The organism is Proteus sp. PR00224 (genome assembly GCF_016238105.1).
Lineage (GTDB): Bacteria > Pseudomonadota > Gammaproteobacteria > Enterobacterales > Enterobacteriaceae > Proteus.
This window is the reverse complement of the sequence record NZ_JAEHQU010000010.1, coordinates 37,327-49,572: the sequence shown is the minus strand read 5'-3', so window position 1 is coordinate 49,572 and position 12,246 is coordinate 37,327. Positions and strand designations below refer to the sequence as shown.

Sequence of the window (12,246 nt, the reverse complement as noted above, 5' to 3'; positions counted from 1 at the left end):
GGTTATTTTTTATTCGCAATATGTGTTGGAAATTCCATTTCGTTATAACGAATAAAGCGGGTTTTCTTCACAATCTTATAAGTAAACCAAATTAATAAAAATAATGGGATACCAATATAGGTTGCAATGGCACCATACCAATCAATCGTATCTTCTAAGAAAGCTTGGTAATTTTGGCCTAATGTAATAATTAAACACAATATAAAGGCAAAAATAGGACCAATTGGGAAGAAGCCAGAGCGATAAGGTAAGTCATTTAAATCACGACCTTGTGCAACATACCCTTTACGGAAACGGTAGTGGCTAATCGCAATACCTAACCATGCAATAAAACCCGTCATTCCCGAGGTATTTAATAACCACAAGTAGACAGTTTGGTTTCCGTACATTGAGCTTAAGAAGCATAGACCAGCAACAACCGTTGTCGCATAAAGCGCATTGCGCGGTACACCATTTTTAGACAATTTACCAAAGCATTTTGGTGCTTTGCCTTCTCTTGCTAATGTAAACAGCATACGCGTTGATGCATACATGCCTGAGTTACCAGCAGAAAGTACCGCTGTTAAGATAACCGCATTCATGATGGCAGCCGCAGATAATAATCCCGCATTTTTAAAGACTAATGTGAATGGACTAACGCTAATATCACCTACATCATTACGCAGTAAATTAGGATCAGTGTAAGGGATAATTAAGCTAATAATTAAAATCGCGAAGATATAAAATAATAAGATACGCCAGAAGACTTTACGCACAGCTTTTGGTATATTTTTAGCTGGATCTTTAGATTCACCCGCCGCAATACCAATTAATTCTGTGCCTTGGAATGAGAAACCAACAATCATGGCAACACCAATCATGGCGGCAAATCCACCCGCAAAAGGTGCATCACCAATTTCCCAATTATGCCAACCTGCGTTTTCGGCACCTCTCATAATGCCAGTGATCATCGCAATACCCACAATAATAAAGATAATTACTGTGGAAACTTTGATTAAGGAGAACCAATATTCTGCCTCACCAAATCCTTTTACAGAAATATAGTTGAGTAAGAAAATAACGCCAAGGAATAGAGCGCTCCAGATCCAACCATCAACATCAGGGAACCAATAGAGCATCACCAATTGTGCAGCAACAAGGTCAACAGCAATTGTAACTGCCCAGTTATACCAATAGTTCCAGCCTAATGCGAAACCAAAACCTTCTTCTACATACTTAGAACCGTATGTTGAGAATGAGCCGGAAACAGGCATAAATGCGGCTAATTCCCCAAGGCTGGTCATTAGGAAATAGACCATTAATCCAATTAAAGCATAAGAGAGTAATGCCCCACCTGGCCCTGCTTGAGCAACAGTTGCACCAGATGCGACAAAAAGCCCTGTACCAATTGAACCACCAATAGCGATCATCGCTAAATGTCGCGCTTTTAACTCTCGGCGCAAAGTGCGTACTGCGCCCGAATCAGCAGTACTATTTTGTTGTTCTGACATAACATTCCACTTTTATATTCACTTTTCTAACGAGGATTGTAGCAAATCTGTCGTTTGTGAATAGCAAGGATCTGGGATTATAAGATACCTTCATGATCGGGCGTCAATTATTAGCAATTTATGAAAAATTGCCGATTAAGTGTTCAGCATTGCAATACGTCAGAAGTTTTTTCAATGCATCAGAGACATGTTTTTGACGATGATATACAAGATATAGAGTACGTTGTAAGGCCAGCCCTTCTACTTTTATCTCTTTTAATGAGCCATTATTGATCTGCTCTTCAATGACTCGGCGAGATAAACAGCTGATCCCCATTTCATACATCACGGCGTGTTTTATTGCTTCTGAGTTACCTAATTCCATTTCAATGCGGTAGCCCGGTAAAGAAGCAAATAGAAGATGGTTAAGTACATCTCGAGTTCCCGAACCATTTTCTCGTAAAATCCAAGGAGCCGACTGTAAATCAGTTAAAGTCACTTTTGGTGCTTTAGCTAACGGATGATCGGGCGAGCAAAAAATAACCATTTCATCTAAAAGCCATTTCTGGCTAATGAGTTCAGAGCTTTGACAAGCACCTTCAATTAACCCTAAATCAACACGGAATTCGCTCACTAATTTAACGACTTCTTCGGTATTTCCAATACTCATTTCTAGCGGAATATCAGGATAGTTACGATGAAAATTCCCCAACATTTGAGGTAAAATATAATTACCTATTGTTGTACTTGCAGCGATGCGCAGAGCACCATTTCCAGCTTGGAATAACTGCTCCACTTCCGTTGCTCGTTCAAGTAAAGATAATGCTCTGGGATAAAGTAATCGCCCATGTTCATTTGTGACAAGCCGTTTTCCCACTCTGTCAAAAAGCTGTACGCCTAGTTGGCTTTCGAGATCAGTTAAAGATGCACTGACAGCAGATTGAGATAAAGCAAGCTGTTGTGATGCTTGCGTTGTAGAACCACTCTTGAGAACTTCAGTAAAGACTTCCAGTTGCCGCAACGTAATTCGCATATCCATTCCACCTTTGAGCTGTCATTGTAATAACATACTATCCACAAACCAGTAACATACCAAGTACATTTAAGAAAATACACCTATATTAGTTTTACTGGTTATTATTATAAAAATAATGAATTTAATAAATAAGATTGCTTGTTATATGCTTATGCAAAATTCATATAAGCAAGGTTTTTCTATGTCAGAGCAAAGTCAACCTATTACATTGGCGAAAAAATGTTTTACTCCAGTCTATCGCTGGCTTCCTGGTTTATTACTAACAGGTGTATTAACTGCGCTTGCTATTTATATTGGTGATATTCCTTGGTTTTCTAGCATGGGTTTAGGTGCATTAACACTGGCTATCCTATTCGGTATTATTGTGGGTAATACCTTTTATCCTGTTGCCAAACCTTATAGTGACGAAGGTGTCAAATTCGCCAAACACTATTTATTACGTACAGGTATTATTTTGTACGGTTTTAGACTGACTTTTCAGCAAATTGCAGATGTAGGTGCAACAGGTTTAATTATAGATGCCATTATGCTGATATCGACTTTTCTTATTGCTATGTGGATTGGTCGCAAATATTTCGGTTTAGATGAACAAACTGTCATCTTGATTGGTGCAGGTAGTAGTATTTGTGGTGCTGCGGCTGTTATGGCGACAGAGCCTGTTGTTAAAGCACAAGCAAGCCAAGTCGCTGTTGCGGTTTCTACTGTTGTGATTTTCGGGACTATTGGTATTTTTCTTTACCCTTGGTTCTATCACTTAAATGCATTTGCAGGCTGGCTACCATTTACAGAAGAAACCTTTGGTATTTTCTCAGGTTCAACAATTCACGAAGTGGCTCAAGTTGTCGCCGTCGGGCACTCAATTAGTCTTGATGCTGAAAATGCAGCGGTTATTAGTAAAATGATCCGTGTAATGATGCTAGCACCGTTCTTAATTATTCTTTCAGCTTATTTAAGTAAAAAGAAAAGCAAGGCAAACAATGGCGCGCAATCTACTGAGAAAAGCCCAATTACTATTCCTTGGTTTGCCGTATTCTTTATTTTAATGGCGGGTTTTAACTCTTTGAATTTAATTCCAGCGTCTATTGTTAGTTATATTGTAACTATCGATACCATTTTATTAGCAATGGCTATGGTGGCATTAGGTTTAACAACACATATCAGTGCTATCCGACAAGCGGGCGTCAAACCGTTATTGTTAGCATTATTCTTATTTTTCTGGTTAACCCTTGGTGGGGCAATGATTAATATCTTTATTCAAACTGTGTTGATGTCTTAATAGGAAGATCGATAAAAATTAATTCCCTTTAAAATTTCGCCTTGAGAAGTACTTTTCAATTGCGCAACTATTTTTAGTTGCGCTTTTTTGCTTTTATCATCTCAATATGATGTTATACGCTGTATGTTTGTTATCATGGTGTGAAATAAATCTAAGGAGAGAAAGAATGAAATTTGTTGGCGCACATGTCAGTGCTGCTGGTGGCGTCGATCAGGCGGTATTACGCGCACATGAAATAAAAGCGACTGCGTTTGCCCTTTTTACTAAGAATCAGCGCCAGTGGAAAGCTGCACCATTATCCACAGAAGTTATTGATAAATTTAAAAAGAACTGCGAACTTTATAGTTATAGCCCCTCTCAAATTTTACCCCATGACAGCTATCTCATTAATTTAGGTCACCCTGAAGAAGATGCTCTCGAAAAATCGAGAGATGCATTTTTAGATGAAATGCAGCGTTGTGAACAACTGGGTATTGAGTTACTGAATTTCCATCCAGGAAGTCATTTAAATAAGATTGATGTTGATAAGTGTCTACAAAAAATTGCCCAATCAATTAACATCACTTTAGAAAAAACTAAAAATGTCACTGCCGTAATTGAAAATACAGCAGGACAAGGAACAAATCTAGGTTATCGTTTTGAACATCTAGCCGCCATTATTGATGGCGTAGAAGATAAATCTCGTGTAGGCGTTTGTATTGATACTTGCCATACTTTCGCCGCAGGTTATGATCTAAGAACAATTGAAGATTGCGAAAAAACATTCGCTGAATTTGAAAGGATTGTCGGCTTTCAATACCTAAAAGCGATGCACCTTAATGATGCAAAAAGTGAATTAGCCAGTCGTGTAGATCGCCACCATAGTTTAGGTGAAGGTAATATTGGTAAAGTGCCTTTTAGTTATATTATGCAAGATAAACGTTTTGATGGTATTCCGCTGATTTTAGAAACCATTAATCCTGATATTTGGCCTGACGAAATTGCTTGGTTGAAATCACAACAATACTAATACCAGCACTAACAGTAATGAGTTTTGCGGTTTATACAATTTTCGCTTTATAACAATAAACCGCAAATTACTTTATTTAATAGGTGTTAACTCAATCTTAGTCATCATTTCAGCAAGCTGGCTTCTGTCTTTTATTCCTACATCAGGCTGACTGACTGATAACGCAGAAATAGCGGTTGCAAGGCGCAATGTATGCTCACTCGTTTGGCTCATTAATAAGCCATAGACTAATCCAGCAACCATTGAATCCCCAGCACCAACGGTACTTATCACATCACAATGTGGTGGCTTTGCAAGCCATGCTCCAGATGCATTTACCCATAAAGCTCCTCTTTCACCCAGTGAAATAACGACATGCGCAATGCCTTTATCTCGCAATTGATGAGCAGCTTTAATAATATCTGCCATTTCAGTTAATGAATGTCCAACCCACGCTTCTAATTCACGATGATTAGGTTTTATCAACCAAGGTGCCGCTTTTAACCCTGCGACTAAAGCATCACGACTGCTGTCAAAAATAATGCATGGGCATAATATTCTTAACTTAATCATCCATTGGGTAAAAGCTTCAGGATCAACACCATTAGGTAAACTTCCACTGACAACCACCATATCGAAATGACCAAGCCAATTAAGCGAATCTGTTGCAAAACGCTGCCAATCTTGTGGTGATACTGTAAATCCTGAAAAATTAAAGTCGGTGACTTGCCCTTTTCCTTCAGTTAGCTTTACATTTATGCGTGTTCGTCCCGACACTAGATAAAAACGGTTCGCCATACCATTTTCACTAAAGAAATGCTGAAACTCTTCTTGATTTTCGCGTCCCATAAACCCGCTAACAGTAATATCGATACCTAAATCACGTAAGACTTTCGCGACATTATTGCCTTTACCCGCAGGATTAAGTCCAGCAGTTCGGACTAAATTAACACCACCTACATCAATAGCTGGACAAGCACCAACAAGATCATAAGCAGGGTTTAAGGTGATCGTAGCGACACGGCGACTCATGCCTTCACTCCCCAATCATTTTTTATTATGAATATTTAGGGTGTTATTTATAGCATCAATTAACCTTTTATTCAGTGAAATCGAGCTGGTTCTCCTTGCACTCTATTCATCCTCAATGGAGAATATCACCCGTAAAAAGCGACTTATTTTATACATTAACTATATAAAAAAGAAAAAAGGAGTCTCAAATGTCAGTCGTAGTCGGCGTTGGTGTAATTATCACTAATGAAAATGGTGAAATATTATTAGGAAAACGTTGTGGAAAACATGCCCCTTATTGGTCAATTTTTGGTGGGCATGTTGATGAAGGTGAAACTTTTGAGCAATGTGCAATTCGAGAAATAGAAGAAGAAATTGGTATTGCGATCACTGAGCCACAAGTGATTGGTATTAGCAATAATCTAGAAACTTATCAATTAGAAGGTAAACACACAGTTTCTATTTGTATGATCGCACAACATCAAGGTGACGAACCTAAATTGATGGAACCAGATAAATGTTCTGAACTTCGCTGGTGTTCACCTGATGATTTACCTGAGCCACACTTTGAAGCCAGTCGCAATTCTATTGCATTATGGAAAAGTAAGCAGTTTTATCAAGGCTAATTAAAAACGCCCTATCACTTTCATTATTCTGGATCTTTTTTGTTCAGAATAATGTTTGAATTATCTATTTCTGCGCAAATTTTCACTTTTTTATAGCGATATTTCTTTATCATTTCTAATAATTCTCACTCTAATCTATTGATTTATATAATCACCTTCTCCTATTGTATTATTTTTACTCACTTTTTTCTTTTATAAAGCACAATAACCTCTATTTACACCTTTATAGCAAAAGTGTATTCTTTACACCATCAAGCTAGTACATTGAGTCAATTTTATAAGGACATCCTATGTCAGAAGTCACATCAATAACAAAGCGCCCATCCATACTTGGTGGTGCAATGATCATTGCTGGCACCGCTGTGGGTGCAGGCATGTTTTCCATTCCTATTGTGACTTCCGGTGTCTGGTTTACCGGTTCTATTTTCCTTTTGATCTACACTTGGTTTTGTTTATTTATGTCGGGGTTAATGATTTTAGAAGTAAACCTTCATTATCCTTTAGGCTCAAGCTTTCATACCATTACCAAAGACTTATTAGGAAAAGGTTGGAGCACTATTAATGGACTATCTATTGCGTTTGTTCTTTATATTTTAACTTACGCTTATATTTCTGCGGGTAGCTCCATTATTGTGCAAAACTTTGCAAATGTGATAAGCGTCCCTCAAGCTATTGCTGGTTTAGTCTTTGCATTAATTGTTGCTTTCTTTGTTTGGTTATCAACACGCGCAGTGGATAGATTAAGCACCATTTTAATTGGTGGTATGGTAATTGCCTTTGTGTTAGCTATTGGCGGTCTATTTACGGAAGTAAAAATGCCAGTGTTATTTAACACTAATGAAAACAATGCAAGCTACTTGCCTTATGCTTTAGCCGCATTACCTTATTTACTGACCTCATTTGGTTATCACGGCAATATTCCAGGCTTAGTGACGTATTACCGTAAAGATGGTAAAGCTGTTATGAAAAGCTTGCTTATTGGTACATTGATTTCACTGGCAATTTATATTTTATGGCAGTTTGTTGTACAAGGTAATATTCCTCGCGAAGATTTCAAACAAGTAATTGCTGATGGTGGGAATATTGGTAACTTATTAGCACAAATGCGTTCAACAACCGCCAATGCCTCTGTATCAATGTTATTAGACTTTTTCTCTTATATGGCACTAGCAAGTTCATTCTTAGGAGTGTCATTAGGATTATTCGATTACTTAGCAGACTTTTTTAAGTTTTCAAATACAAGAGGTGGTCGATTTAAATCTGCATTAGTAACGTTTATACCACCGACTATTTTGGCAATTATTTTTCCTGATGGTTTCTTATATGCCATTGGTTTTGCAGGACTGGCAGCAACCATTTGGGCTGCAATTATTCCAGCATTAATGGCAAAAGCGAGTCGTGAACGTAATCAAAGTCAAAGCTTTAAAGCGCCCGGTGGTATGTTTATGATTGGATTCGTCATTTTGTTTGGTGTTATCAATGCCAGCGCACATATTTTAGCGAACTTTAATCTTCTGCCTATCTACCGTTAATTTCTTTTCTAAAAGCCTGTATCTAAAGCCAGCTCCACTTCAGCTGGCTTTGTTTTTTCATCAAATCTTATAAAAAAATGTGCGAATAACTTGCCAAGTTTCTGCACTGCGAGTAATTTTGTCGCCATTATCGTCAATGTTATTTAATGGAAGGTTTTATATGGCAAAAGCCAATGAAATTAAACGTGGTATGGCTGTTAGTTATAACAACAAGTTATTACTGGTAAAAGATATCGACATCCAAGCACCAAGTGCTCGTGGTGCAAGTACACTGTACAAAATGCGTTTTACTGATATCCGTACAGGCCAAAAAGTAGAAGAGCGTTTTAAAGGCGATGATATGATTGATACCATCAGCTTAACACGTCGTGCTGTGAGCTTTTCTTACATTGATGGTGATGAATATATCTTTATGGATAATGAAGATTACACACCGTATACCTTCAAAAAAGATCAAATTGAAGATGAATTACTGTTTATTCCTGAGGAAGGCTTAGCAGGAATGCAAGTATTAACAATGGATGGTCAAGTTTTAGCATTAGAACTGCCACAAACTGTTGATATGGAAATTGTTGAAACTGTTCCAGGTATTAAAGGCGCTTCTGCAAGTGCTCGTACTAAACCTGCAACATTGCCAACAGGGTTAGTTATTCAGGTTCCTGAATACCTTTCTACTGGCGATAAAGTTCGTATTCATATTGCTGAACGTCGCTATATGGGCCGAGCTGACTAATCAACAGTCAGAAACCCTACTCATTAGCGTATAGCTAATGTTGCTTTAAATAGGTCAGATAATCGTAAGAAACCCAATGTGACAAACGATTATTTGACTTGTTTATCTTTTGCAACCTACCTCTGTCTACCCACAGACACCTTAAAAATAGTGAACGTCAATAACACCATTCTTTTGGATATCATCCATCCAACGGATCTCAGCCTTGCCCATATCTTGAGGCAAAATAATAGTTTGTTGGGATTTATCAAAAGACGCAGGAACAATAGATTGAGTAGATGTAAACACTTTGTTGTGTTTGTAACATTGGTATTCAGCTTTATCAAATGTGAAATTCATCTCACATGCAGGATCCACAATCGCACCCCGCAGATAAATCTGCCCTGTTGTTTGCATGGGATCAGATGCCCAAGCTAATGATATCGAACTGGAAACGAGAAGACTGCATACTACGGTCAGATATTTTCTCATAACGACCTCACTTCTTGTTTGCGCTAGCAGGTATGAGGATCACACCTACCCGACATATTTTCATCATAGCAATAAAATATGACATTCATATAGACATAAGAGGAATATTTGATGTCTATCAAATATAAGTGTTCGATGTTTATAAATAAGAAATCAACGTTGATTAAACTTAAGTCAAATATTTTTAACTTTAATAACAATTCTATAAAAGCATTAAAATTTTATTTAATTAATACAATTATTTTTATTATTAGGTCTATGGGAAACTAATTATAAACAATGTTCATTACAGCTAAATTATCATTAATCCATTTAATATCCATAGAGCCTTTGTTGTTAATCAATTTAGAATTAAAGTGCTTATTCCTTTCTAACTGATATTGAGATTCTTGCATTTCAGTTCCATTCCAACAGCTTGTTTTAAAAGTGTTTTTCTCTGTATCCATTAGGCAATTGCCCTCAACAATTGCACCAACAAAAGTTATAGTTCCGGAACCAATGACTTTATTTTCCTTAGCAAAAGTAGGTGTACTTAATAATAAAGTTAAGCACGTAGCAGCAATACATAACTTATTCAAAACTAGCCTCCTATGATTATTGGGGTGTGTAAATTCCACAAGCCAATATGTTATTAAAGTCCTAACTAATATCGGCTTGTTACTTTATTTATTTAACTTTTATCTTTAATTAAAGAATAGAAAAAAATTATATAATACTCAAATTACGAGTATCAAGAAAAAATATTCTAAATTTGAGTTAAGTGAGTATGAAAAAATCCAACAGAAATGAAACTAAAGTATAACATTTACACAAACAGCAAATTGCAAAGATCTATTTTTTTATTTTGGTTATAGTTCTATAATTAAACTCAAACTTTTTGTGATCAAGATCACCAAACACACGCAAAATTTGTCATTTTATTATTATGAAACTTTCTTATTTTCACCAAAAAGCACTCGCTATTTTTCTACTTAATCTTGCAGGTCTAATTATTTTTTTCTCTTGGTATCTTCCAGCACAACATGGATTTTGGCTATCAATTGACACTCATATTTTTTATTTTTTTAATCAGCACATTTTACCTGATACTTTTTTTGCCTCTTTTGTGGCTTATACCAATAATAGGAAGTTTGATTTAGTTATTTTGCTGGCGATGGGTGCACTTTATTACAATACATTCCGTAAAAAAGATTATATGGGTAAACGCCATCTTGTCATTGTGGGATTAGTGATGGTAATAAGTGCAGTGCTGATTAATCAATTGGGACAAAATATTCCCATTGAAAGACCAAGCCCAACACTTCATTTTCAAGGTGTGCATAGAGTGGGCGTTGTGACTGGTATTCCTACAAAAGATGCCTCAGGTGATAGCTTCCCTGGCGATCATGGTTTGATGCTACTTATCTTCTGTAGCTTTATATTACGTTATCTCTCGTTTCGTTCTTTCTTATGTGCTCTTCTTATTACTATCGTATTTTCATTACCAAGAGTTATGGCCGGTGCACACTGGGCATCAGATATATTAGTTGGTTCTATTTCTTTAACTTTAATCACAACAAGTTGGTTATTAATTACACCATTATCAGATATTATTGTCAGACAATTAGAAAAATATCTTCCTTTTAAAAAATAAAAGGGAAAACACATTTAATTTATTAAAAGAGAATAAGTGTAATATTGCACTTATTCTTTTGGTCATTTTTTTGACAATTAAATGATATTATTATGACAAAATGAGATCTATTTTAAGTATTAGCACTTTATTATCTAATGTTTTGTAAATTAAGCTCCTTTTCTCTCGCCATTTAGCCCCTCTTTCTGTACACTTTTCTGGTTTCTTCATTATTTATTGTTTAATGTGGATATTTACGTGCTTTAGAGCACGTTTTTCGCGAAATAGGGTTGCCAGAGTTAAATTACACTATATTCTCTGGTTATTTGGTGAATAATTCATGTGCGCTTCTGCACGTAAGGATGTAAGGGAAATCTGTCACAATGAGAACAAAACCGTATATGAGAATGCTTAAGCTCATACCGGCGTTCATTGTTGTAGCTACGCTATCAGCATGTAGCTCACAGAACGCAAATTCACGCTTAGCGAATTCAAGCACTACCCCACTTAATACATCATCAAGCACATCTATTTCCCAAGCATCACAAGATGAATTTGAATCATTGGTGAAGAATCTCGATATAAAATCTAAGATACTTGACCAATATGCAGACTGGAAAGGCGTCGCTTATCGTTTAGGTGGAGATACTAAAAAAGGCATCGACTGTTCTGCCTTTGTACAAAGAACCTTTCTTGACCAATTCGGTGTAGAACTTCCTCGCTCGACCTCAGACCAGCAGTTCTCTGGTACCCAGGTTAATAAATCAAAATTACAAGCAGGCGATCTCGTTCTATTCAAAACAGGCCGTACTATGCGCCATGTTGGAATTTACATCGGTAATGATAAATTTGTACATGCATCCACCAGCAATGGTGTAACAGTGTCAGAAATGTCTAATGTCTACTGGAACAAACGTTTTTATGCAGCAAGACGTGTTATTGACAAAAATGACGCAGCGCTTGTTGAAAACAACCTTTCGCAAAATGTATTAAGATAATTAATTCCCTTATATCTTATTGCAATAAAAAAGCCTCATTAAAATAAATAATGAGGCTTTTTTTATATTCTTGGCCATGCTTAAACCGCACAGTAACTACATTGGTTTTATAACATTAACTAGGTGTTATAAATAAGAATATGCCGTTGGGAATGGCTCTGCAATAGCGACACCCGCGTTTTTTAAGCAACATAATGCAGCACATTCATCGTCGCTATGAAGGAAAAGGCAAGGAGCTCCATCCCACTCAATCACAACGCTATCAATATGGAGATTACTCAGATACTGACGCAAATTCTGTATTGCTTCATCCAGTGTCATACCATCATGACTTAATAATTTTAAGCCAATTAACGTATTTTGCTTTCCAGCATCATTTTCAGGCAGTATTTCTACTCTTGTGCCTGCAAAGCCTGCTAGCCACCGATAACTCAGCGGCAGCTTATGAACTACCGAAAGTTGTACATTATCCACAAATCAATCCTGTTTCATCA

The 12,246-nt window shown here is 36.8% G+C and carries 13 protein-coding genes; 7 read left to right on the top strand and 6 right to left on the bottom strand.

The window, feature by feature from the left end; translation table 11 throughout:
* Positions 1-2: 2 nt before the first annotated feature.
* Together JEP71_RS15380 and yieE are read right to left on the bottom strand one after the other, a co-directional pair.
* Positions 3-1,490, bottom strand: coding sequence for an amino acid permease (locus tag JEP71_RS15380; protein WP_160230198.1), 1,488 nt, complete (start codon positions 1,488-1,490; stop codon positions 3-5).
* Positions 1,491-1,608: 118 nt separating this feature from the next.
* Positions 1,609-2,502: a DNA-binding transcriptional regulator YeiE gene (yieE, locus tag JEP71_RS15375; RefSeq protein ID WP_100157915.1), complete on the bottom strand. Its 894-nt coding sequence runs from the start codon at positions 2,500-2,502 to the stop codon at positions 1,609-1,611.
* Between the two features lie 184 nt (positions 2,503-2,686).
* On the opposite strand from yieE, the gene JEP71_RS15370 reads away from it, so the two are divergent.
* The gene (locus JEP71_RS15370) at positions 2,687-3,781 is read left to right on the top strand and encodes a YeiH family protein (protein ID WP_198620659.1); all 1,095 of its coding nucleotides are present in this window, start codon (positions 2,687-2,689) and stop codon (positions 3,779-3,781) included.
* Positions 3,782-3,947: 166 nt separating this feature from the next.
* A complete protein-coding gene (nfo, locus tag JEP71_RS15365; protein WP_198620660.1) occupies positions 3,948-4,790 on the top strand; it encodes a deoxyribonuclease IV in 843 nt (280 codons plus the stop codon).
* A 72-nt stretch (positions 4,791-4,862) separates the two neighbouring features.
* Here the strand turns inward: nfo and fruK are convergent, their stop codons facing one another.
* Positions 4,863-5,801: a 1-phosphofructokinase gene (gene fruK, locus JEP71_RS15360; RefSeq protein WP_196533111.1), complete on the bottom strand. Its 939-nt coding sequence runs from the start codon at positions 5,799-5,801 to the stop codon at positions 4,863-4,865.
* A 188-nt stretch (positions 5,802-5,989) separates the two neighbouring features.
* Here fruK and JEP71_RS15355 point away from each other — a divergent pair, with 188 nt between their 5' ends.
* The 3 genes from JEP71_RS15355 to yeiP all read left to right on the top strand — a co-directional run bounded on the left by JEP71_RS15355 (position 5,990) and on the right by yeiP (position 8,671).
* Positions 5,990-6,406: a nucleotide triphosphate diphosphatase NUDT15 gene (locus JEP71_RS15355; protein WP_198620662.1), complete on the top strand. Its 417-nt coding sequence runs from the start codon at positions 5,990-5,992 to the stop codon at positions 6,404-6,406.
* Between the two features lie 290 nt (positions 6,407-6,696).
* Positions 6,697-7,938, top strand: coding sequence for a tryptophan permease (gene mtr / locus JEP71_RS15350; protein ID WP_198620663.1), 1,242 nt, complete (start codon positions 6,697-6,699; stop codon positions 7,936-7,938).
* Between the two features lie 160 nt (positions 7,939-8,098).
* Positions 8,099-8,671, top strand: a complete 573-nt coding sequence (yeiP, locus tag JEP71_RS15345; RefSeq protein WP_088493223.1) for an elongation factor P-like protein YeiP — start codon at positions 8,099-8,101, stop codon at positions 8,669-8,671.
* 141 nt (positions 8,672-8,812) lie between these two features.
* Here yeiP and JEP71_RS15340 read toward each other — a convergent pair whose 3' ends face one another.
* Both JEP71_RS15340 and JEP71_RS15335 read right to left on the bottom strand, forming a co-directional pair.
* On the bottom strand, positions 8,813-9,142 hold the full coding sequence (locus JEP71_RS15340) for a hypothetical protein (RefSeq protein WP_198620664.1): 330 nt from the start codon (positions 9,140-9,142) through the stop codon (positions 8,813-8,815).
* A gap of 266 nt (positions 9,143-9,408) precedes the next feature.
* Positions 9,409-9,720: a hypothetical protein gene (locus JEP71_RS15335; protein WP_109372856.1), complete on the bottom strand. Its 312-nt coding sequence runs from the start codon at positions 9,718-9,720 to the stop codon at positions 9,409-9,411.
* A 347-nt stretch (positions 9,721-10,067) separates the two neighbouring features.
* Between JEP71_RS15335 and JEP71_RS15330 the strand changes: the two genes are divergently transcribed.
* Entirely contained in the window at positions 10,068-10,775 is a 708-nt protein-coding gene (locus JEP71_RS15330) for a phosphatase PAP2 family protein (protein WP_198620665.1), read from the top strand.
* Positions 10,776-11,137: 362 nt separating this feature from the next.
* Positions 11,138-11,752 carry a bifunctional murein DD-endopeptidase/murein LD-carboxypeptidase gene (gene mepS / locus JEP71_RS15325; RefSeq protein ID WP_100157924.1) on the top strand — a complete coding sequence of 205 codons (615 nt, stop codon included), beginning with the start codon at positions 11,138-11,140 and terminating at the stop codon, positions 11,750-11,752.
* Positions 11,753-11,878: 126 nt separating this feature from the next.
* Here the strand turns inward: mepS and JEP71_RS15320 are convergent, their stop codons facing one another.
* Positions 11,879-12,226: a YejG family protein gene (locus JEP71_RS15320; protein WP_072062745.1), complete on the bottom strand. Its 348-nt coding sequence runs from the start codon at positions 12,224-12,226 to the stop codon at positions 11,879-11,881.
* Positions 12,227-12,246 lie beyond the last annotated feature (20 nt).

Bases quoted from the DNA above. Each gene is read 5' to 3' on its own strand.
- yeiP (WP_088493223.1), top strand. From the start codon at position 8,099: ATGGCAAAAGCCAATGAAATTAAACGTGGTATGGCTGTTAGTTATAAC.
- yieE (WP_100157915.1), bottom strand. From the start codon at position 2,502: ATGCGAATTACGTTGCGGCAACTGGAAGTCTTTACTGAAGTTCTCAAG.
- nfo (WP_198620660.1), top strand. From the start codon at position 3,948: ATGAAATTTGTTGGCGCACATGTCAGTGCTGCTGGTGGCGTCGATCAG.
- mepS (WP_100157924.1), top strand. From the start codon at position 11,138: ATGAGAACAAAACCGTATATGAGAATGCTTAAGCTCATACCGGCGTTC.
- JEP71_RS15370 (WP_198620659.1), top strand. From the start codon at position 2,687: ATGTCAGAGCAAAGTCAACCTATTACATTGGCGAAAAAATGTTTTACT.
- JEP71_RS15380 (WP_160230198.1), bottom strand. From the start codon at position 1,490: ATGTCAGAACAACAAAATAGTACTGCTGATTCGGGCGCAGTACGCACT.
- JEP71_RS15355 (WP_198620662.1), top strand. From the start codon at position 5,990: ATGTCAGTCGTAGTCGGCGTTGGTGTAATTATCACTAATGAAAATGGT.
- JEP71_RS15340 (WP_198620664.1), bottom strand. From the start codon at position 9,142: ATGAGAAAATATCTGACCGTAGTATGCAGTCTTCTCGTTTCCAGTTCG.
- JEP71_RS15330 (WP_198620665.1), top strand. From the start codon at position 10,068: ATGAAACTTTCTTATTTTCACCAAAAAGCACTCGCTATTTTTCTACTT.
- fruK (WP_196533111.1), bottom strand. From the start codon at position 5,801: ATGAGTCGCCGTGTCGCTACGATCACCTTAAACCCTGCTTATGATCTT.
- mtr (WP_198620663.1), top strand. From the start codon at position 6,697: ATGTCAGAAGTCACATCAATAACAAAGCGCCCATCCATACTTGGTGGT.